The sequence below is a fragment of the Microbacterium sp. 2RAF4 genome, from assembly GCF_052115285.1.
Taxonomy (GTDB): domain Bacteria; phylum Actinomycetota; class Actinomycetes; order Actinomycetales; family Microbacteriaceae; genus Microbacterium; species Microbacterium oxydans.
Window position 1 is genome coordinate 803,417 of sequence record NZ_JBFRGI010000002.1, and the last position, 21,136, is coordinate 824,552.

At 67.7% G+C, this 21,136-nt stretch carries 22 protein-coding genes; 2 read left to right on the plus strand and 20 right to left on the minus strand.

Going from position 1 to position 21,136, the window contains the following annotated elements:
* Nucleotides 1-46: 46 nt before the first annotated feature.
* Complete coding sequence (locus AB4070_RS08315; protein ID WP_441979661.1) at nucleotides 47-1,300, plus strand: nucleotide sugar dehydrogenase; 1,254 nt, start codon at nucleotides 47-49, stop codon at nucleotides 1,298-1,300.
* On the plus strand, nucleotides 1,297-2,451 hold the full coding sequence (locus AB4070_RS08320) for a hypothetical protein (protein ID WP_441979662.1): 1,155 nt from the start codon (nucleotides 1,297-1,299) through the stop codon (nucleotides 2,449-2,451). Before AB4070_RS08315 ends, AB4070_RS08320 begins: the two co-directional genes overlap by 4 nt.
* Here the strand turns inward: AB4070_RS08320 and AB4070_RS08325 are convergent.
* The 20 genes from AB4070_RS08325 to AB4070_RS08420 form a co-directional block, all read right to left on the minus strand.
* Nucleotides 2,430-3,452, minus strand: coding sequence for a hypothetical protein (locus AB4070_RS08325; protein ID WP_441979663.1), 1,023 nt, complete (start codon nucleotides 3,450-3,452; stop codon nucleotides 2,430-2,432). The genes AB4070_RS08320 and AB4070_RS08325 overlap by 22 nt on opposite strands.
* Nucleotides 3,449-4,777 (minus strand): oligosaccharide repeat unit polymerase, encoded by a 1,329-nt coding sequence (locus AB4070_RS08330; RefSeq protein ID WP_441979664.1) that lies wholly within the window; start codon nucleotides 4,775-4,777, stop codon nucleotides 3,449-3,451. The genes AB4070_RS08325 and AB4070_RS08330 overlap by 4 nt, the downstream gene beginning before the upstream one ends.
* Entirely contained in the window at nucleotides 4,774-5,931 is a 1,158-nt protein-coding gene (locus AB4070_RS08335; RefSeq protein WP_441979665.1) for a glycosyltransferase family 4 protein, read from the minus strand. Before AB4070_RS08335 ends, AB4070_RS08330 begins: the two co-directional genes overlap by 4 nt.
* Nucleotides 5,907-6,839 (minus strand): NAD-dependent epimerase/dehydratase family protein, encoded by a 933-nt coding sequence (locus AB4070_RS08340; protein WP_441979666.1) that lies wholly within the window; start codon nucleotides 6,837-6,839, stop codon nucleotides 5,907-5,909. Before AB4070_RS08340 ends, AB4070_RS08335 begins: the two co-directional genes overlap by 25 nt.
* The gene (locus tag AB4070_RS08345; protein WP_441979667.1) at nucleotides 6,836-7,498 is read right to left on the minus strand and encodes a NeuD/PglB/VioB family sugar acetyltransferase; all 663 of its coding nucleotides are present in this window, start codon (nucleotides 7,496-7,498) and stop codon (nucleotides 6,836-6,838) included. The genes AB4070_RS08340 and AB4070_RS08345 overlap by 4 nt, the downstream gene beginning before the upstream one ends.
* On the minus strand, nucleotides 7,491-8,114 hold the full coding sequence (locus AB4070_RS08350; RefSeq protein ID WP_441979668.1) for a sugar transferase: 624 nt from the start codon (nucleotides 8,112-8,114) through the stop codon (nucleotides 7,491-7,493). Before AB4070_RS08350 ends, AB4070_RS08345 begins: the two co-directional genes overlap by 8 nt.
* Nucleotides 8,111-9,247 (minus strand): DegT/DnrJ/EryC1/StrS family aminotransferase, encoded by a 1,137-nt coding sequence (locus AB4070_RS08355; protein WP_441979669.1) that lies wholly within the window; start codon nucleotides 9,245-9,247, stop codon nucleotides 8,111-8,113. The genes AB4070_RS08350 and AB4070_RS08355 overlap by 4 nt, the downstream gene beginning before the upstream one ends.
* Nucleotides 9,244-11,052 carry a polysaccharide biosynthesis protein gene (locus AB4070_RS08360; RefSeq protein ID WP_441979670.1) on the minus strand — a complete coding sequence of 603 codons (1,809 nt, stop codon included), beginning with the start codon at nucleotides 11,050-11,052 and terminating at the stop codon, nucleotides 9,244-9,246. Before AB4070_RS08360 ends, AB4070_RS08355 begins: the two co-directional genes overlap by 4 nt.
* Nucleotides 11,049-11,636 carry a hypothetical protein gene (locus tag AB4070_RS08365; RefSeq protein WP_441979671.1) on the minus strand — a complete coding sequence of 196 codons (588 nt, stop codon included), beginning with the start codon at nucleotides 11,634-11,636 and terminating at the stop codon, nucleotides 11,049-11,051. Before AB4070_RS08365 ends, AB4070_RS08360 begins: the two co-directional genes overlap by 4 nt.
* A 255-nt stretch (nucleotides 11,637-11,891) precedes the next feature.
* Nucleotides 11,892-13,082 carry an elongation factor Tu gene (gene tuf, locus AB4070_RS08370; RefSeq protein ID WP_046747810.1) on the minus strand — a complete coding sequence of 397 codons (1,191 nt, stop codon included), beginning with the start codon at nucleotides 13,080-13,082 and terminating at the stop codon, nucleotides 11,892-11,894.
* Between the two features lie 169 nt (nucleotides 13,083-13,251).
* The gene (gene fusA / locus AB4070_RS08375) at nucleotides 13,252-15,366 is read right to left on the minus strand and encodes an elongation factor G (protein WP_046747809.1); all 2,115 of its coding nucleotides are present in this window, start codon (nucleotides 15,364-15,366) and stop codon (nucleotides 13,252-13,254) included.
* Nucleotides 15,367-15,453: 87 nt separating this feature from the next.
* Nucleotides 15,454-15,924, minus strand: coding sequence for a 30S ribosomal protein S7 (gene rpsG, locus AB4070_RS08380; protein ID WP_017201608.1), 471 nt, complete (start codon nucleotides 15,922-15,924; stop codon nucleotides 15,454-15,456).
* A 5-nt stretch (nucleotides 15,925-15,929) separates the two neighbouring features.
* Nucleotides 15,930-16,298 (minus strand): 30S ribosomal protein S12, encoded by a 369-nt coding sequence (gene rpsL / locus AB4070_RS08385; RefSeq protein ID WP_017201609.1) that lies wholly within the window; start codon nucleotides 16,296-16,298, stop codon nucleotides 15,930-15,932.
* A 217-nt stretch (nucleotides 16,299-16,515) separates the two neighbouring features.
* Nucleotides 16,516-17,163 (minus strand): spermidine/putrescine ABC transporter substrate-binding protein, encoded by a 648-nt coding sequence (locus tag AB4070_RS08390; RefSeq protein WP_441979672.1) that lies wholly within the window; start codon nucleotides 17,161-17,163, stop codon nucleotides 16,516-16,518.
* 81 nt (nucleotides 17,164-17,244) lie between these two features.
* Nucleotides 17,245-17,679 carry a hypothetical protein gene (locus AB4070_RS08395; protein ID WP_441979673.1) on the minus strand — a complete coding sequence of 145 codons (435 nt, stop codon included), beginning with the start codon at nucleotides 17,677-17,679 and terminating at the stop codon, nucleotides 17,245-17,247.
* Nucleotides 17,680-17,744: 65 nt separating this feature from the next.
* On the minus strand, nucleotides 17,745-18,776 hold the full coding sequence (locus AB4070_RS08400; RefSeq protein WP_441979674.1) for an ABC transporter: 1,032 nt from the start codon (nucleotides 18,774-18,776) through the stop codon (nucleotides 17,745-17,747).
* 109 nt (nucleotides 18,777-18,885) lie between these two features.
* The gene (locus tag AB4070_RS08405; protein WP_164734115.1) at nucleotides 18,886-19,038 is read right to left on the minus strand and encodes a hypothetical protein; all 153 of its coding nucleotides are present in this window, start codon (nucleotides 19,036-19,038) and stop codon (nucleotides 18,886-18,888) included.
* A gap of 71 nt (nucleotides 19,039-19,109) precedes the next feature.
* On the minus strand, nucleotides 19,110-19,766 hold the full coding sequence (locus AB4070_RS08410; protein WP_441979675.1) for an HAAS signaling domain-containing protein: 657 nt from the start codon (nucleotides 19,764-19,766) through the stop codon (nucleotides 19,110-19,112).
* On the minus strand, nucleotides 19,763-20,095 hold the full coding sequence (locus tag AB4070_RS08415; protein ID WP_282848454.1) for a PadR family transcriptional regulator: 333 nt from the start codon (nucleotides 20,093-20,095) through the stop codon (nucleotides 19,763-19,765). The genes AB4070_RS08410 and AB4070_RS08415 overlap by 4 nt, the downstream gene beginning before the upstream one ends.
* A gap of 101 nt (nucleotides 20,096-20,196) precedes the next feature.
* Nucleotides 20,197-21,135 (minus strand): sugar ABC transporter permease, encoded by a 939-nt coding sequence (locus AB4070_RS08420; protein ID WP_441979676.1) that lies wholly within the window; start codon nucleotides 21,133-21,135, stop codon nucleotides 20,197-20,199.
* Between the last annotated feature and the right edge of the window lies 1 nt (nucleotide 21,136).

Sequence of the window (21,136 nt, forward strand, 5' to 3'; positions counted from 1 at the left end):
GACGCACGCCCATGGCGGGGTTCGCCCACACCATGGAGGAGTGCACGTGAAAGCTGTCATCGTCGGTCAGGGATATGTCGGGCTTCCTGTAGCCATGCGCGCCGTGCAGGTGGGCATGACGGTCGTCGGACTCGATGTCGACAGCGTGCGGATCGGCGCTCTGCATGCCGGTGAGTCGTACGTCGATGACATCTCGTCGGAGCAGCTGAAGGAGGCGATCGCTTCGGGTCGCTATCTCGCGTCCTCCGACTACGACGACACCGAGGGCTTCGACGTCGCGGTGATCACGGTCCCCACTCCGCTCCGCGAGGGTCTCCCCGACATCTCCTACATCGAGTCGGCTGGCGCCTCGCTGGCGACCCGACTCACCCGCGGGGCGACGGTCGTGCTCGAGTCCACGACCTACCCGGGCACGACAGAGGAGATCCTCGTCCCCCTCCTCGAGGCCGGGTCCGGACTCCGGGCAGGACAGGACTTCGCCGTCGGCTACAGCCCGGAGCGGATCGACCCTGGCAACCCCACATGGGGCTTCGTCAACACCCCGAAGGTCGTCTCCGGCATCGACGAGCAGTCGCTCGGCAAGGTGAAGGCCTTCTACGACCTCCTCGTGGACCGGACGGTGAGCGTGACCACGCCCAAGGAGGCTGAGCTCACCAAGCTTCTGGAGAACACGTTCCGCCACGTCAACATCGCCCTCGTGAACGAACTCGCCGTGTTCGCGCACGAGCTCGGCGTCGACATCTGGGAATCGATCGATGCCGCGGCGACCAAGCCGTTCGGGTACATGAAGTTCACCCCTGGCCCCGGTGTCGGCGGACACTGCCTTCCCGTGGATCCGAGCTACCTCTCGTGGCAGGTGCGGCGCAAGCTCGGCCGCAGCTTCCGCTTCGTCGAACTCGCCAACGACGTCAACGACCATATGCCGGACTACGTCGCCCAGCGTTCCATGGAGCTGCTCAACGAAGATCAGCGCTCGTTGAACGGGTCGACGATCCTGCTCGTCGGACTCGCCTACAAGCGCGACACCGCCGACATCCGCGAATCGCCCTCCCTGCGCCTCATCGAGCTGCTCACCTCCTTCGGTGCGTCCATCCGCGGTGCGGACCGCCACGTCGAGTCGCACCGGTGGCCGGCCGCCGTCGAGCGCGTGGAGCTCTCCGCCGCGGAAGTCGAGGCCGCTGATCTGGTCATCCTGGTGACCGATCACTCGGACTTCGACCTGACGCTGCTGCACGAGTCCCCGACGCCGGTGCTCGACACCAAGGGCCGGCTCTCGGGACCCAGGGTCGTTCGTTTGTGAGCTCGCTGCGCCTGATCCTCACGTCCTCGGCTGCCGCGGTCGCGACGCTCTCCGTTCAGGTCCTCGGCCTCATCACCCTCGCCCCCACGGACTTCGGGCTCTTCTCGATCGTCTATCTCGCCGGCGCCTTCGCGCTGTCGCTCGCGCTCTCACTCATCTGCGAGGCGGCGACCCGTTCGCGCCAGGACGTCCCCACCTCCTGGGCGGACTTCAGCGGTGCGTCGACGGAGTTCGCCCTGATCTTCGCCACTGTCTCCGCACTCGTCGTCTCCCTGACGGACTCGCCCCTGACGCCGTACTGGTGGCTGATCGCGCTCGCCATCGGCGGCAGCGCATACCGCTCGACCGCACGGTTCTACGCGGTCGAGAACGGCGACGCGCGCGGATCGGTCCTCGGCGACGTCATCGCCGCCGTCGTCGCGGTCGCCCTCAGCATCTTGACCCTCACCCTCCACAGCGGCGAGCTCTCCTGGGTCCTCGGCACCTGGGCGGCGTCGAGCGTCGTCGCCGCCGTGTTCTCGCGGTGGCCTGCGCTGAGTCGCCCTGGCGTGCTCGCGCGCTGGACCCGTCAACGCTGGACCGCCATCGCTCCCCTCGTGCGCGATTCCCTGATCATGGATGCCTCATCGATCGGTACGCCCTACGCGCTGGCCCCGATCCTCGGAGTCGGCCCGTTCGGTGTCTACCGCGCCGTGTCGAACGTCGCCGCACCGGTGCGCCTGCTGCTGAACCCGATCCGGCCGCGTATCGCCCGACTGCGGATGTCTGTGTCGACCGTCGGGGCGGTGATCGCGGGCGGTGTCGTGCTCGGCGGTCTCGCCGCCGGGGTGCTGCTGCTGCTCGGCGAGACGTCCTGGCCGCTCGGCACTCTCCGAGACCTCGTTCCGTTCGCCGCACCGACTGCGATCTTCGTCATGGCGAACATGGTGGGGCACACCTTCTACATCGTGTCCCGACTGCGGGCCTCACGACGCGACCTGCTCGCCGCGCGGCTCGTCCAGACCGCGCTGGGCGTCGTCGGACCACTCGTGGGGGCTCTGCTGGGCGGACTGAGCGGGGCGATCTGGGCATACGCCCTCTCCACCCTGCTGTCGTCGCTCTTCTGGCTGCTCGTCGCCCGACGCGCGGATCAGCTGCCGGTCACAGCCTGAAGCCAGGCCGACTCCCACGCAGAGAAGCTGTAGTGGTCCCGCACTGTGCGGTGGCCCGCGGCTCCCCGCTCCCCGCGTCGCGTCGCGCTCTCCGAGAAGAAGCCGACGAGGGCGTCCGCCCAGTCGTTCGTGCCCTCGGGGGCGATGCCGTCACCTCTGCGGAGGATCTCGGCGTTGACCCCGACCGGGTCGCCCATCATCGGGAGCCCCGCCGCGCCGTACTGCAGCAGCTTGTAGCCGCACTTGCCTCGCGACCAGGCGGAATCCGGTGTCGGCATCAGCCCGAGGTCGGCGTCGGCGAGCACGGCACCGAAGGTCTGCGGCGACCACGCCACCCGGTCGACGATCGCATCCAGCGGACCGAGCTCCGCGTCCCCCGCGCTGACGACGGTGAGCCGCATGCCCGTCCGCTCATGCGCATACAGCAGCGCAGACTCGATGTCGCGCAGATAGCGCTCCGTTGCGGGCGAGCCGATCCATGTCGCGCGGGGCGTGTCCCCGATGTCGAAGCTCGTCTTGCGCGAGTAGTCCGCCGGATCCACACAGCTCGGGATCACCGTCACGCGAGGATTGATGCGGCTCGCCGCCTCGGCGAGCGCGGCGTTTCCGGCGATGACGACATCGGCCGCGCCGACAGCCTTCCGCCAGATCGCCGCTTTCGGGAACGGACCTCGACGGTCGAGGTGGAGGGCGTCATCGAAATCGTAGATCCCGACGCGCTCGCCACGCAGCAAGCGTCTCTCCACCCCGCCGCGACTCAAAGGGCTCGCCTGCCGCGACACGAGCACCCGCGCGTCGCGCGGAGGAGTGCGACGCACCTCCGCCTCGGCCGCGAGCAGGCGCCGAGGAGACTTCAGGAGGGACCGTCCGGAGTTGGTCGCGCCGTCGAGGTACGAGTGCGTGACCGCGGGCACGTCCACCCTGTCGAGCCAGTCGAAGACGCGGACCCGTGCGCTTCCCGCGCGGCGCCCGTAACTGGTGTACGTGTGCAGCGCCGTCATGATGTCGCCCGCCGGCGAGAGCCGATCACCCCGAGCACCACGATGATCGCGGCCGTCACGAGATACAGCGTGTTGTTGGTCTTCTGGGTGAAGGTGACCAGGAAGAGCGTGGAGAGCAGCAGGGCCGAGAGCCACCAGCGCGCCGGGGACGCCCGCCGCGTGGAGTAGAGGTAGGCGACGAGCGCACCGATCGCTGCCGCGCCGAGGGCGACGCCGACGACCCGCCAGTCCCGGTAGAACGGCTCCAACCATGTGTACACGTTCGTCAGGGTTCCCACGTCGACGAACGGCGCCACAGGGTTCCAGGTGCGCAGTCCGGGGACAAGACTCAGGATGGGCTCGAAGAACGCCGTGCCGAAGGTCTGCGGGTTGAAATCGCCGTAGACGATGCGAGGCCCGCCCACCGGCGGCCAAGCGCCGTTGGTGGAATCCACCAGGGACAGGAACGCGGGGACGCCCGCGGTCAGATAGATGAACGGGCTGGACAGCCCGGAGGCGCTCAGCACTGGCGAGACGTTGCTGCCGACATCACCCGTCTTGCCCAGCGCGCCCGCGAGCAGCTGGAAGGCGAGTAGCGCACCGGCGCCGATGGCTACGATTGACACCATCATCACCCAGGGTCGGAGATACCACGCCCGCGCGCGGCCGCCGCGCCAGGAGCGCGCGTAGAGGAGCAGAAGGGCGCCGATCGCGAGCAGGATTCCCGCGAAGAGGTTCGTCCGCTGCAACAGGGCGAGCATCGAGGCGGCGAGCAGGACCGCGGCCGGAGCGCGCCACCACCACGCGAGTCCGTTCCGGACCGACCCGGGGACGATGAGGATCGCGAGGAGAAGAGGTCCGACGTACATCAGCAGACGCGCCCACAGGGGCACTCCGGCGAGGTACGACTCGGCAGCGCCACGGATCGTTCCGGGATGGAACCAGAAGGTCTCCCACCCGAAGCGCTGGAGGATCGTCCAGATGTACACCCCGAAACCCAGCGCATAGGCCCCGGCGAGGATCAGCAGGGCCCGCCGACTGACGAGCGCATGATCCCGCGGCGCCAGGTCGGCGCTGTGTGCCCTACGGGCTGCGAGCGCGACACCTCCCCACGCCCCGACGGAGAAGAACGCGATACCGACCAGCAGCGCACCCCACGCGGCGATCGATGCACCGTGATAGGCGATGAGCCCCGACCCGACGAGGACCAGCGTGACCGCCCACACCGCGTTGTGCACGACCACGGGAAGGAACGCTCGTCGCGCGATGAACCAGGTCAGGACGGTCAGTCCGATGAGCACGGCGACGACGACGAGCGCGCCGACGCCGTTGGAGACGTCCGTCATCGCTGGCCCCGCTCCATCTGACTCCGAAGGAAGCCGGACACCGAGGCATGGACGGCGTCACGTCGGAAATGCTCGACCACGAAGTCGCGAGCGTTCGCGCCCAGATCCGCCGCGAGCTGCGGATCCTCGATCACCCGCTGCAGAGCGTCGGCGAGCTGACCAGCGTCCCCCGCCGGCACCATCAGTCCGGTGCGTTCGGGGATCACGGAATCCACCGCTCCGGTCGCATCCGTCGTGACGACGGCGATCCCTGTCGCCCCCGCCTCCAGCACGACGTTGGGAAAGCCCTCGCGCAGGGTCGGGAGGCAGAGGGCTCGCATCAGGGGATAGTACATCGACGTGTCTGGTACGGCGCCGAGCACGATCGGGGCGCGCCGCAGTCGCGAGAAGGAATCCAGTTCCGCACCGTCGACGCCGCCCACGATCAGCAGCTGGTACTCCGCTCCGCGGTCGTCCAGGAGGCGACAGGCCTCGGCGAGGACCTCGAGGCCCTTGTCGTGGTTGAGCCTGCCGACGAAGCCGATGACGGGGACACCGGGCAGGAGGCCATCGACCTGTGCCGCCGTGTTGCCTGGGGCGAAGCGGTCCACGTCCACACCGTTGGAACTGCCTCTGCCGCGCACGGTGATGCGTGCGGCCGGCGCAAGCCGCATGGACACGACGCGCTGTCTGAGGCTCGGACTCACGGCCAGCGTGGTGGTCGCGAGGCGGATCGTCAGACGCTCCATGATCGTCAGCACCCGCCGAGTCATCCCCGCTGCGGTCTCCAGTCGGAGCCCGCGCAGGTGATACACACGAGTGCGCACGCCGAGCAGCCGGGCGGCGGTGATGCCGAGCAGACCTGCTTTCGGGGTGCCGACGAAGACCACGTCTGGCCGGAGGCGGCGGATCAGCCGCATCCAGTCACGCAGCCCGCGGACGTCCCCGACGATGTCGATCTCCCTGGCCATGGGGAGCGGGTGCACCGAGACTCCGGGAGACGATGCGAGCGCGTCGAGCCTCTCACCGGGCGAGCTCGCGACGTGCACATCCCATCCGTCAGCGACCAGCCGCTGCGGCAGCCCGGACAGCAGGCCGATGGAGACGTCCGCCGTGACGCCGATCAATATGCGAGCTGTCGCGGCCGGGATCACGAGTCCTTGCTCCGGAACCACGCGACGGTCTTCGCGATCCCTTCCTCGAGTGGGACGGGCTGGACGTCGGGGAACAGCTCCCGTAGACGAACGCCGTCGGACTGGGAGGCGCGTACATCCCCAGGACGCGGGTCGACGTGCTCGACGGTCACCGTGCGGCCGGTCTGGTCCTCGATGACGGACACCAGCTCACGCAGTGTGGTGTTGGTTCCGAACGCGAGATTCACGGGATGTCCCGACGTCACGCGGTCTCGGACCGCAACCATGAGCGCATGCGTCACCGTGTCGACGCTCGTGAAGTCCCGCGACTGCAGGCCGTCGCCGTGGATGGTGAGCGGCCGCCCGGCGAGGGCGGCGTCGACGAACCTCGGGATCACTGCGGCGTACACGTGATCGGCCGGCTGGTAGGGACCGTAGACGTTGAAGAAGCGGAACGCCAAGGTCGGAAGACCGTAGGAGTACTGGTAGGCCAGCACGTAGGCCTCTCCCCCGAGCTTGGTCGCCGCGTACGGGCTCATCGGCCGCGTCCAGTCGAACTCCGACTTCGGCAGAGCGGGGTTGGCGCCGTAAACGGAGCTCGAGGAAGCCATCACCACATAGGCGTTCTCGCGCCGGGCCGCTTCGAGCACGGTCAGCGTCCCCGTCAGGTTGGCGACGTGAGAGGCGATCGGGTCGTCGATGGACCGCGGGACGCTGCCGAGCGCGCCGAGGTGGACGATCGCGTCCGCGCCGACCGTGGCGGCGGCGACTGCTTCGGCGTCGGCGACGGACCCGCGGTGCAGCGTGATCCGCGTTCCGGCGAGGTTGGACTCGCGTCCCGTGCTGAAGTCGTCCAGCACGTGGACGTCGACATCGGGCGCCTCGTCGTTGAACCGTCGCACGAGGTTCGAACCGATGAACCCGGCACCGCCGGTGATGACTACCTTCACGAGCTGTGACTCTTTCCTGTTGTTCTGTGGACACGAGCGGGCACTCCCACCAGTGTCACCCGTGGGGGCGCGTCCTTGGTCACGCACGCAGCCGCCCCGACCGTGGAGTCCGCACCGATGCTCAGTCCCTGCAACACGACCGATTTCGCGCCGATGAGCACGCGCTCTCCGATGCGCACGTCCCCGGATACCACCGATCCCGGGTTCAGGGACACCGCATCCGCGAGGATGCTGTCATGGCCGACGATGGCTCCCGGATTCACGTGCGCGTGTCGTCCGATCCGGACGTTCGTCGACACCAGCACACCGGCGCACACGACCGTGCCGACGCCGATCGTCGTCAGGGATCCGATCGACGCGCCGGGGTGCACCAGCGTCTCCGCGCGGTCGCTCCCCACCCGCGCGGCGATGTGCGCGCGATGCTCCGGCGAACCCACCGCGATGACGAAGGACGACGCCGGGTGCGCGGCGAGTGCCGCATCGATGGCGCCGAGATGGCGATGGCCCCGAGCGGCCAGACGCTCCAGTGCGAGAGGGCTGGGAGCATCGTCGGCGAAACCGAGCACGTCGAAGCGGGGCGACACCGCGTTCAGGGCTTCGACGACATCCAGCGTCTCGCGCGCGAAACCTCCCGCGCCGAGGATGATCAACTCACGCATCGGCATCCCTCAGGCCTCGGAACTCCGGCATCGTCGCGTGCCCGTCGGCGCTGACACCGTCACGGCGCACCACGACGGCGACCGTGCGCCACAGGATCCAGAGGTCGAGCCTCATCGATCGTGTGTCGACGTACTTCACGTCGAGCTGCAGCCGCTCATCCCAGTCGACGGAGTTGCGGCCGCTCACCTGTGCCAACCCGGTGACCCCCGGTCGCACCTCGTGCCGACGAGCCTGCACGGGCGTGTACCGGTCGAGGTAGGAGACGAGGAGAGGGCGCGGACCCACCAGGCTCATGTCGCCGAGCAGCACATTCCAGAAGGTCGGCAGCTCGTCGAGGCTGGTGCCGCGCAGCAGACGCCCGAATCCGGTCAGCCGTGCCGCGTCGTCGGCGGTGCCGACCGCGGGATCGGCGGGGCGCATGGTACGGAACTTGTAGAGGGTGAAGACCTTCCCGCCGCGTCCAGGGCGCGGCTGCCGGAAGATCACCGGGCGACCGAGGTTCACCAGCACCAGCGCGGCCACGATGATCTGCAGAGGAAGGGAGAGGATCAGCACCACGGCGGCGACACCGAGATCGAGCGTGCGCTTGGCCGCGTCGAAGAAGATCCTGCTCATGCGCGCTCAGCCAGGAAAACGCGGATCAGGGTCTGCACCCGCTCCATCTGCTCCTCGGACAACGCCGACCCCGACGGCAGCGTGATGCCCACGCGGAAGAAGCGCTCCGATACCCCGTTCACCGCGGCCGGGGCGTCGGCGAAGACGGGCTGCAGGTGCATCGGCTTCCACAGCGGTCGGGATTCGACGTCATGAGAACCGAGGTGCGCGGAGAGCTCGGACGCACTCCAGCCGGTGACGCCCTCGTCGACGAGCACGGCGGTGAGCCACGCGTTGTCCTCGGCATCGTCGTCTCCGCCGAACACCGAGACCCCGTCGACGTCGGCGAACAGAGCCCGATACTCGTCGCGCCAACGGTGGCGCCGACGGATCATGTCGTCGAGGCGGGACAGCTGTGCGCGACCGAGCGCGGCGAGGAGGTTGCTGAGCCGGTAGTTGTAGCCGATGTCGGTGTGCTCGTAGTGCGCGACCGGCTGTCGCGCCTGCGTCGCGAGATAGCGGACGCGATCTGCGATCTCCGCGTCATCCGTCACCAGCATGCCGCCGCCGGAGGTCGTCATGATCTTGTTGCCGTTGAAGGAGAAGACCGACGCGCGCCCGAAGCTGCCTGCGGGCCGTCCGCCGCGGAGGGCTCCGAGCGACTCGGCGGCATCGGCGAGCACCGGGATCCCGTACTGGTCGGCGATCTGCTCGATCGCCTCGAGGTCGGCGACCTTGCCGAGCAGGTCGACGGGGACGATCGCCTTCGGTGGCGTGCCCTTCGCCTCGAGTTCCGTGATGACCTCACGGAGCAGGCCCACATCCATGTTGCCTGTCACCGGGTCCGCGTCGATGAAGTACGGCGTCGCGCCCGTGTAGGCGATCGCGTTGGCGGTGGCCGCGAACGTGAAGCTCGACGTGACGACGATGTCGCCGGCACCGACCCCGAGCGCGAGAAGCCCGAGGTGGAGCCCTGCCGTCCCCGAGCTCAGCGCGACCGCGTGGCGCGCACCGACCCTGTCGCACATCTCACGCTCGAAGGCGTCGACGTCCGGACCGAGAGGAGCGACCCATCCGGACCGCAGGGCGGCGACGATCGCCTTCTCCTCGAGCTCGCCGACATCGGGAGACGACATGTAGATCCGGTCGTTCATCGCGGGAGGTCTCCTTCTCGACCATGGGCGGACACGGAAGCCTCTGCGGGAACCAGCCGGCGCATCCAGCCGCCGAGATCGAGCGCCTCCGGGCTGATGCTCCCGATCGACGTGTGCTGGATCTGGGGGTGGAAGGGCCGTTCGACGACCTCGTCTTCACCGACCAGTTCCTCGTGCAGCTTCTCTCCTGGGCGAAGACCCGTGTAGACGATCTCGATGTACTCGCCGGACATCGCGATCATGCGCTTCGCGATGTCGAGGATCTTCACCGGCTCACCCATGTCGAGGATGAGCACCTCGCCCGGCCGGCCGATGCTTCCGGCCTGGATCACCAGCTGGCACGCCTCGGAGATCGTCATGAAGTATCGAGTGACCTCCGGGTGGGTCACGGTCACGGGCCCGCCGGCCTCGATCAGGGTCCGGAACATCGGGAGCATGGAGCCCCTGCTGCCGATCACGTTGCCGAAGCGCACGGAGAGGTACCGCCGACGCGAGCTCTTCGCGGCCCACACCGTGAGCTTCTCCGCCACGCGCTTGGAGTGTCCGAGGACGCTCGAGGGGTTCGCCGCCTTGTCGGTGGAGATGTTCACGAATGTCTCGACATCGACGTCGAGGGCGGCTTCGAGCACGTTCCGGGTGCCGAGCACGTTCGTCTTCCAGGCCTCTTCGGGATACTGCTCGAGCATGGGCAGATGTTTCAGCGCCGCAGCGTGGAAGACGACTTCAGGGCGATGACGACGGAAGATCTCGCGGAGCGATTCGACATCACGGATGTCGGCGAGGACGACGTCCTCGGTGTCGAGAAGGCCGTGACCGGAGATGCTGAGCTGGCTTCCCTGCAGGCCGCTCTCGTCGCGGTCGAGCATGACGAGCACGTCCGGACCGAACTGCGAGAGCTGGCGGCAGAGCTCGCCGCCGATCGACCCGCCGGCCCCCGTGACGAGCACACGCTTCCCTGTCACGTATCCCGCGATCGACTTGACGTCGGTGTCGACGGGCTGACGACCGATGAGGTCTTCGATGCTGACATCCCGCAGGTCCCGGATGCGGCTCGCGCCCTGCAGGACCTTGTCGAGCTCCGGGAGCACGAGCACGTTGAGACCGGCAGCGTTGCCCGCATCGGTGACGCGGCGCAGCAGTGCGGCGTCGGCGCGTCCTACCGCGATGATGAGTTCCGTCGCGCCGCTCAGCTCGACGGCAGCCCTCAGCTGAGCGAGCGTCCCGAGGACGGGAACCCCCTTGACCCGCAGGTTCCGCTTCTTCAGGTCATCGTCGATCAGACCGACGGGGCTGAAGACCGGCTCCTTCGTCTCGTTGAGCATGCGGCTGATCAGCTGCTGGCCCACCCACCCGGCGCCGAACACCAGCACCTTGCGCGATCCTCCCGGAACGTCCTCGCTCTTCCGGCTGAAGACGAGCGGCACGTAGCGGAAGACCAGCATCAGAACCAGCGCGATCGCCGTCACGGAGAGGGCGGTACGAAGGGCCTCCGCGGGCTGACGCATCCAGACGAGCAGCACGATTCCCATGAGGACACCCACGAGGAGCGCAGCGAGCCCCAGTGCGCGGACTTCCTCGATGGACCCGTACAGATAGCGCCCGCGATACAGGTGAAGGACGAACCCGGCAGCGAACTGCGCGGCGATGAGGCCCGCGATCACGATCAACGCGAACGGCCACACCGTCAGCGGAACGAGGAAGTCATAGCGCAGCAGCACCACCAGCAACGCGGCGATGGCCCACGCCACCGCGTCCGGTATCAGCCGATTGACCGTACGGATACCCGTACCTTCTCCGATGCTCATTCGTTCCCTCCGTGTTGCTCGGCCCTCGCTCCGACCGTCGCGCGGCCCCTCATCACGAAGCGGAGACCGGCGTATGCGACGGCCAGCGCCAGGCCGATGAGTGCCCCCACCGGGAGCACGGTCACCGCGAGCGGCTGGACGGGCGCCACCGGCGTCACCGCTTCGAACGTCTCCGCGCTGACACCAGATCCGGCCTGCTCCGCCGCGGACTCGGCGATCGCGGTCGCCATAGCCGCCGCCGTCCGAGGGTCCGTGTGCGAGACGGTCACCGCGGTGATCGAGGTCTCCGGACGCCACGTTGCGGAAACGCGGTCGGCGAGTTCGCTCCGCGACACCCCGAAGTCCTTCGCGATCGGGGCGATGACGCTCTCCGAACGCGCGCGGACGGCAGCATTCGAAGCCACCGTGCGAGGGACGAAGGTCTCCCGGGTGTCGCCCGCGCTGAACACGATCTCCGCTTCCGCCTCATAGGTCGGAGGCGTGAAGAAGAGAACCGCCGTCGAAGCGAGCACGCTCAGCAGGAAGAGGGACGTCATCCCCACCCATGCGCGTCTGAACGCGCCGAACCACTCCTCCGGCGACATGCTTCTCCTCTTCGAACCACATGGGCACGGAACGACTCTGTTATCCAGCATCCCAATACATCGGGGTCGGACGGTCAAAACACGCCAACAATCCCGATGTACGACGCTGCCGCTCCTGCGCGGTCTAGTCATTCTATTGGATGAAATGTCGCACCCCACGCCGACATCGCCCGAGCCCGACGCCGTCGTAAGCGCCCGCTGTACGACAAAGGGGCCGGACCCGAAGGTCCGACCCCTTTGCGAGAAAGCAGATGCTTACTTGATGATCTTCGTGACCGTACCGGCGCCGACGGTGCGTCCACCCTCACGGATGGCGAAGCCGAGGCCCTCCTCCATGGCGATCGGCTGGATCAGCTCGACCGTCATGTCGGTGGTGTCGCCGGGCATGACCATCTCGGTGCCCTCGGGCAGCGAGATGACGCCGGTGACGTCGGTGGTGCGGAAGTAGAACTGCGGGCGGTAGTTCGTGTAGAACGGGTTGTGACGGCCACCCTCGTCCTTGGACAGGATGTACGCGGTGCCCTCGAAGTCGGTGTGCGGCGTGACCGAACCCGGCTTGACGATGACCTGGCCGCGCTCGACGTCCTCACGCTTGGTGCCGCGGAGCAGCAGACCACAGTTCTCGCCGGCCCAGGCCTCGTCGAGCTGCTTGTGGAACATCTCGATACCCGTGACCGTGGTCTTGACGGTCGGACGGAGTCCGACGATCTCGACCTCGGAGTTGATGGCCAGCGTGCCACGCTCGGCGCGACCCGTGACGACGGTGCCACGACCGGTGATCGTGAAGACGTCCTCGACGGGCATCAGGAACGGCTTGTCACGGTCACGCTCCGGGTCCGGAACGCTGTCGTCGACAGCCTGCATCAGGTCCAGGATCGCCTGGGTCCACTTCTCGTCGCCCTCGAGGGCCTTGAGAGCGGAGACGCGGACGACAGGAGCGTCCTCGTCGAAGCCCTGGCCGGCGAGCAGCTCGCGGACCTCGAGCTCGACGAGCTCCAGGATCTCCTCGTCGTCGACCATGTCGGACTTGTTCAGCGCGACCAGCAGGTACGGAACGCCGACCTGCTTGGCGAGCAGCACGTGCTCACGCGTCTGAGCCATCGGGCCGTCGGTGGCGGCGACCACGAGGATCGCGCCGTCCATCTGAGCCGCACCGGTGATCATGTTCTTGACGTAGTCGGCGTGGCCGGGAGCGTCGACGTGCGCGTAGTGGCGCTTGGGGGTCTCGTACTCGATGTGCGAGATGTTGATGGTGATTCCACGCTGGCGCTCTTCCGGCGCCGAGTCGATGGAAGCGAAGTCACGCTGCACGTTGGTGTCGGACGGGAACTTGTCAGCAAGCACCTTCGAGATCGCTGCGGAGAGCGTGGTCTTGCCGTGGTCGACGTGACCGATCGTTCCGATGTTGACGTGCGGCTTGGTCCGCTCGAACTTGGCCTTAGCCACTGGGTCCTCCTCAGGACGTCGTTGTAGAGGTGACCGGGCACTGGTTTGCGACCGGTTCTCTACGGGTTAGGTTCTCAGTTTAGTAGAGAGGGAATGTGAAGTTGTAGGTGACCTGGGAACCCCGGGTTGCTTCGACAGGCTCAGCAACCCAGGGCCCCCAGAAGAGCGATTACTCGCCCTTGGTCTTCTGGACGATCTCGTCGGCCACAGCGCGGGGCACCTCAGCGTAGCTGTGGAACTCCATCGAGTAGACGGCACGGCCCGAGGTCTTCGAGCGCAGGTCGCCGATGTAGCCGAACATCTCGGACAGCGGGACCTGAGCGCGGACGACCTTGACGCCGGCGGCGTCTTCCATCGACTGGATCTGGCCACGACGCGAGTTCAGGTCGCCGATGACGTCGCCCATGTACTCCTCCGGAGTACGGACCTCGACGGCCATCAGCGGCTCGAGCAGCACGGGGTTGGCACGGCGCGCGGCCTCCTTGAAGCCCATGGAGCCCGCGATCTTGAACGCCATCTCCGAGGAGTCGACATCGTGGGCCGCACCGTCGACGATGGTCGCCTTGACGCCCACCATCGGGTAGCCCGCGAGCACACCGACGTTCATCGCGTCCTGGAAACCGGCGTCGATCGAGCCGATGTACTCACGAGGGATGCGACCACCGGTGACGGCGTTCACGAACTCGTAGGTCTTCTCGGAGTCGAGGTCGAGCGGCTCGATGGTGAACTGGATCTTTGCGAACTGTCCAGAACCACCGGTCTGCTTCTTGTGCGTGTAGTCGTGCTTCTCGACGGTCTTGCGGATCGTCTCGCGGTACGCCACCTGCGGCTTGCCGACGTTGGCCTCGACGTTGAACTCGCGCTTCATGCGGTCGACGAGGATGTCGAGGTGCAGCTCGCCCATGCCCTTGATGGTCGTCTGACCGGTCTCGGGGTTGAGCTCCGTGCGGAAGGTCGGGTCCTCCTCAGCGAGCTTCTGGATGGCGACACCCAGCTTCTCCTGGTCGGCCTTGGTCTTCGGCTCGATGGCGACCTCGATGACGGGCTCGGGGAACGTCATCGACTCGAGCACGACCGGAGCCGTCGGGTCGGTGAGCGTGTCACCCGTGGTGGTGTCCTTCAGGCCGATGACCGCGTAGATGTTGCCGGCGGTGACCGAGGGGACCGGGATCTCCTTGTTGGCGTGCATCTGGAAGATCTTCCCGATGCGCTCCTTCTTGTTCTTGGTCGAGTTGACGACGGCCGAACCGGAGTCGAGGTGACCCGAGTAGACGCGCACGTAGGTGAGGCGACCGAAGAACGGGTGCACGGCGACCTTGAACGCGAGGGCGGCGAACGGGTCATTGGCGTCGGGGTGACGCTCGATGATCGTGTCGTAGTCCTTCGGGTCGTGGGCCTCGATCGAGCCCACGTCGAGCGGGTTCGGGAGGTAGTCGACGACCGCGTCGAGCATCGGCTGGACGCCACGGTTCTTGAACGCGGAACCACAGAGCACCGGGTAGATCTCGCTGGCGACGGTCAGCTTGCGGATCGCGCCCTTGATCTCGGCGACCGTGAGCTCCTCGCCACCGAAGAACTTCTCGAGCAGCGCGTCGTCGGTCTCGGCGACGGTCTCGAGGAGCTGCTGACGGTACTCCGCAGCCTTCTCCTTGAGGTCTTCCGGGATCTCCTGGATCTCGTAGGAGGCGCCCATGGTGACATCACCCTTGGAGTCTCCGGCCCAGACCAGGGCACGCATCTCGATCAGGTCGACGACGCCGATGAAGTCGCTCTCCGCGCCGATCGGCAGCTGGATCACGAGCGGCTTGGCGCCGAGGCGGTTGATGATGGTGTCGACCGTGAAGTAGAAGTCGGCGCCGAGCTTGTCCATCTTGTTGACGAAGCAGATGCGCGGGACGTTGTACTTGTCGGCCTGACGCCAGACGGTCTCGGACTGGGGCTCGACGCCCTCCTTGCCGTCGAACACGGCGACCGCACCGTCGAGCACACGGAGCGAACGCTCCACCTCGACCGTGAAGTCCACGTGGCCGGGGGTGTCGATGATGTTGATCTGGTTCTTGTTCCAGTAGCAGGTCACGGCGGCAGACGTGATCGTGATGCCGCGCTCCTTCTCCTGCTCCATCCAGTCGGTGGTCGAGGCGCCGTCGTGCGTCTCGCCGAGCTTGTGGTTGACGCCCGTGTAGAACAGGATGCGCTCGGTCGTCGTGGTCTTGCCGGCATCGATGTGCGCCATGATGCCGATGTTGCGGACCTTGCTCAGGTCCGTGAGCACGTCTTGTGCCACAGGAGTGTCCTTATCTTTTGGAGCAGGTGTACTGCGAAGAGGGGGTGCCGGCCCCTCGGCGAATGGCCGAGGGGCCGGCGGAGCTGTTTACCAGCGGTAGTGAGCGAACGCGCGGTTCGACTCGGCCATCTTGTGCGTGTCTTCGCGGCGCTTGACCGCGGCACCCAGGCCGTTCGACGCGTCGAGGATCTCGTTCTGCAGACGCTCGGTCATCGTCTTCTCACGACGGCCCTTCGCGTAGCTCACGAGCCAGCGCAGGGCGAGCGTGTTGGCGCGGTGAGGCTTGACCTCGACCGGCACCTGGTAGGTCGAGCCACCGACGCGGCGGCTGCGGACCTCGAGAGTCGGGCGCACGTTGTCGAGCGCCTTCTTCAGGGTGGCGACAGCGTCCTGACCGTTCTTCGCCTCGACACCGCGGAGGGCGCCGTAGACGATCGACTCGGCCAGCGACTTCTTGCCGTCGACGAGGATCTTGTTCACCAGCGAGGTGACGATCGGTGCGCCGTATACCGGGTCGTTGACGACGGGGCGCTTGGGGGCTGGTCCCTTACGAGGCATCTAACTCAACCCTTCTTCGCGCCGTAGCGGGAACGAGCCTGCTTACGGTTCTTGACTGCCTGGGTGTCCAGGGCGCCGCGGACGATCTTGTAACGCACACCGGGGAGGTCCTTGACACGACCGCCACGCACGAGCACGAGCGAGTGCTCCTGCAGGTTGTGGCCCTCACCGGGGATGTACGCGGTGACCTCGGTACCGTTGCGGAGCTTCACACGAGCGACCTTGCGCATCGCCGAGTTCGGCTTCTTCGGCGTGGTGGTGTAGACGCGGGTGCAGACCCCGGCCTGCTGCGGGTTCGACTTGAGCGCCGGCGCCTTGGTCTTGGTGACCTTGGGCGAGCGACCCTTGCGAACCAACTGCTGAATGGTTGGCACGTTCTCTCCTCATAGTGCTGCACGGTGACAGCGTGATGGGTTTCACATCATGACCCACCGGCACGCCGGAACCGGCGAGCTTTTGGTGTGATGGGTATGCCGTGGGGGCAGACCGACAGGTGCCGGCGCCCAGTGCGCACGCTGAGGCGTGCACACACCTGATCAAGTGTAATGCCGCGTAACGTGGCGGTCAAATGAGCGTGCCTGCGGTCGCGCGTCAGGGCAGGTCAGGGTCGAACGGCGAGTCGAGCGAGTCGGTCAGCTCGGCCAGCAGCGCCTCGATCTGCGGCTCGACGTGCTGGGAGACCGCGGCCTGGATCGAGATCCGATGCCGCAGCAGGATGCCGCAGATCTCTCGGCCGACCAGGTTGGCGTACTCGTCGGCGAGTGCCACCTCCTGCCGGAGCGCGATCTTGGCCTCCTCCGTGAGAGGGGGCAGCGCCGGGAGCTCCGCGGCCGAGTCGTCCGCGAGGCCGGCGATGGTGAACAGGAACGGGGCGCCCGGCACCGGATCGGGATCGAGAGGGAGGCCGTCGAACTCGGGGTCGAGATCCTCCGCCGGTCGATAGCTGCGCGCGCGGTTGCGCGCGGCCTGCTGGTCGAGCTCGCGCTGCAGCATCGGCAGGTTCCTCGCCGTGTACTCCGCGACGGCATGATCGACGATGGTCTTGATCCTGGTCGACAGTCCGTGCTGCACCCCGTGCGGCACGTTCGCCCCGATGCCCGCCGCCGAGAGGATCGGTGAGCCGAGACACCGACGACACGGCGCGACCCGACCACGGTGGGTCGCCGGCTCCCAGCGCGGCACCCAGCGCAACCAGGCTTCGACGGCCTGGTCGACCTGCGTCTCCAACGAGCGCTCCACTCCACCAGCGTACGGCGCGCCGCCCCTCACCGCCGCGATTTCCCCAGCCCGGCGGGGCGAAGACGGACGAGCACCCGAAGGTCACTCCTCCTCTTCGCGCTCCCAGGGCCAGCGCGGATGCTCCGCACGGGTGCGCCGCAGGGCGATACCGCCCCACCCGGCGATCAGCGCAGCCAACACGATGACCGCGCTCGCGCCGCCGCGCACCAGGTCTCCGGCGACCGCGGTCGCGAGCACGAGGTCTCCGTCGCCGATGAGCACGGCGACCCAGACCACGACCAGGTGGGCGAGTCCCGCCGCCAGTGCGATCGCGACCGTCGCCACATAGGACGGCTGCGACCGACGCAGCGTCGACCACAGGACGAGGGCGAAGGAGAGGACGGCGGCGATCATCCCGGCCACCCCCGGAACCTGGCCCAGGTTCGGAACCGCGATGATGTCGGTGTCCGTGGTGACGCTCACCGCTCCGAGCCCGAAGACGGCGAGCGCGAAGAAGCCGATGGTGGCGAGGACCACCGCCAGGATGGCCGAAACCCCCGCGGACTCGGGTCCGCGGGGGTTCGGCGTGGTGGAGTTCGTGATTACCTCGCCAGCGTCGGGCCGGCTTCGAGCGTGCGCTCGTACTCGCGCTGTGCTTCGGCGTTCAGCTCCGTCTTGCGTGCGCCGCTGCGGGCGACCCAGGCGCCGAACCAGATCGTGAGCTCGCGGGCGAACACGAATGCCGCGATCGCGAGCGGGGCGAGCAGCTGCTCGCCGACGAGGTCGAGGCCCTGGCTCGAGCTGAGCTTCCAGAACGGGGCTTCGAAGAGCTGTCCGAGGATGTGGCCGCCGTAGGCGATGACGCCGACGATGAGCCCGAAGACGACCCAGAGCCCCCAACGACCGCGGTTGATGATCGCGCCGAGCAGCCAGAACCCGAGGAAGAACACGACGACGGGCGTCCAGAACCCCCAGGTGGTCAGCGGGGCGACAGCACTCTGACCGATGTTCTCTCCGGTCACGTCACCGGCGATCGCACCGAGACCGAGCCATGCACCGAGGTACAGCAGGGCGAAGACGAGAGTGGCGAGAAGCCCGATGGCCCCTGCCGTGCCGCGATTGCCCCGGTCGCGGGGAGGCTCGGGAGCCTGGACGAAGATCGGCTGCGGCTGCGCCGCGGCCGCTACCGCCAGCGGCTCCGAGGGGACGACACGCGTGTCGGCCTCATCGCCGTACTGGGCGTAGGCGGCTCCCGCCATGCCGGACTGCTCGTGGCCGAAGGGCACGGGCTCGCCCACGACGGGCTCCGGGTAGAAGGAGGTGGTCTCGGCGTCGGCCTGAGCCCTGACCTCTTCGGCGCGGTCGTACGACGAGGTGGAGGAAGCGGGGGTCACCGCCGGGGGCGGCGATGCGAAGGTTCCGGGGTGCTCGCGCTCGGCGGCTTCGAAAGCGGCGAGGTCGGGATCAACGGGTGCGGCGGCCGGCTGGGCGTCGCCACCGTCTGCCGCGGTCTCGCCGGAGCCGGGAACATCCGCACCTGCGGCCGCGGCGGCATCCAGACCCGCGTTCGCGCTGCCGACGACGTCGTCAACGTCAGCCGGCTTCTCGGGCTGGGGAACGTCGGGGTCACTCATGGGGTGCGCCTCTCATCGGAATCGTGCATTGCGAGGGTACCTCCGCGCGAACGGACGCTCGCGGAGGCGTGCCGACGTGTCGGCATTCATGCGGATACGTCGTTCCAGGTCAGGGAAGAGCGGTGCGAAGCGCATCCCCGGCGAACTGGGCGAGCACGGGGACCATCGGAAGCGACAGCCACACGAGGGCGCCGATGACGCCGACGCACACGATGCCGGCGAACCAGCTCATCCCGAGGTTGCGACCCCCCACCCGTGCCATGACTCCACGCTAGGCCCGAAGCGCCGATCCCCCGAGGAGCAACGCCGATGTCCGGTGCGCGGCACGCCGCTTCATCCTGCGGCGCGCCCCCGAAGTCGCCACAGCAGCCACAGCCCGGAGAGCGGGACGAGGAGGAATCCGAGGAGGATGAGGCCGTGCCACTCCCCCACTCCTGGCACGAGCGGGTTGATGGCGGGGACCTCCGGGGGCGTCCCGGTCCCGGAAGAGCTGCCACCCGACTCCGACGAGGAGAACGCCGTCAGCGTGGAGACCGTGAGGAACGAGATGCCGGTGACGACGAACGGCACGACGACCGCGACCACCTTCTCCCACGTCCTCCAGAGCGAGCTCGCGCTCACGAGCGCGGCGCCGACGAACCAGCCGAGCACGGGCACGACGATCCCTCCGAAGCTCAACGTCAGCGCCGCAGCGATCGCGAACCCTCTCGTCGAGGTCGCCGGCAGACGCGGCACCGGGGGCGCGGCGACCGCGGGCGTGCCGATGATCGTCGGCCCGGAGGGGACTTCCGCCTGAGCCCCCTCGGCGATCGCGACAGGATCGCCGAGATCCGCGATGCGCGCCGCCGTCGCTTCGGCATCGAGCCCCTGCAGCTCTTCGAGGATGCCGGCTCGGATGTCGCTCGCGACACCGTGCGGCAGGTTGCGCATGGCCTCGTCGAGCCGCGCGAGGTACTCCGTGCGGAGGTCGTCCGCGGTGAGCTCTGTCATGGTCGTCCCTCTCCGACGATGCCCGTGACGACACGGGCGAATGGTGTCCACTGGGCGCGGAAACGGTCCAGCTGATCGATCCCGCTGCCGGTGAGCCGGTAGTACTTGCGCACCGGACCGCTGCCGGAAGGCTGGTCGAACGTGGTGACCCACCCGTTGTCCTTCAGCCTCCCGAGCAACGGGTACAGCGTGCCGATGCTGGCGATCAGGCCCGCGCCGGTGAGCGCGTCGGCCAGCTGCCAGCCGTACATCGGCTCGCGCGCGAGCAGCCCGAGCACGCAGTACTCGACCACTCCCTTGCGCATCTGAGCGCCGACATCAGCTGTCATGCAAGACAAGGTAGCATGCGAGACAAGACAGCGCGAGGACTCCGATCATGCGGGCACCCGTACCCACCGGGCCACGAGGCCCGGCGGGCAGACCCCCGGGCTCAGCCCTTCGTCGCTCCGGCCGTCAGGCCGCCGACGATGTACTTCTGCAGGAAGAGGAACAGGATCATCACCGGGATCGCGGCCATCACGGCGCCCGCCGAGAACGCCGACCAGTCCGCGTAGCGCGGGTTCGCGACGAGCTTCGTCAGACCGACCACGAGCGTCTGCTGATCCACGTCGACGAGCATGACGCTCGCGATCACGTACTCGTTGACGGTGCCGATGAACGAGAGCAGCCCGACCACCGCGAGGATCGGCGCGACCAGACGAAGGATGATCGTGAAGAAGATGCGCGCGTGGCCGGCGCCGTCGATGCGGGCAGCCTCGTCGATCTCCTTGGGGATCGTGTTGAAGAAGCCGTACATCAGGTAGGTGTTCACACCGAGCGCTCCGCCGAGGTACACCAGGATCAGACCCGTGTGGGTGTTGAGACCTATGGCCGGGAACCAGTCCCCCAGCGTCGACATGAGGAGGAAGATCGCGACCACGGCGAGCAGCTGCGGGAACATCTGCACGACCACGATCGTCACGAGGCCCACGCGGCGCCCGGCGAACCTCATGCGCGAGAAGGCGTAGGCCGCGCACGCTCCGATGAAGACCGTGACCGCGCCCGTGACGACGGCGATCAGCAGCGTGTTGAGGAACCACGTGCCGTACGGGTTCTGCGGGTCGCTGAGGATGCGCACGTAGCTGTCGATCCCGATCGCGGAGAACAACTGGTTCGAGCCCGTCAGCGTCCCCTTCGGGTTCAACGACGCCGAGACGACGTACAGCAGCGGGAACAGCGCGAACGCGCTCACGACGATCGCCACGAGGTGACGCCATCCGGTGTCGGCGAACCAGGCGCCGAAGCTGCGGCGGCGCGGAGCGAGGTTCTGCACTCCGTCGGCGGAGCGGGTGGTCGCGGGACGCTCGGTGATGGGGCTGTCGGTGCTCATG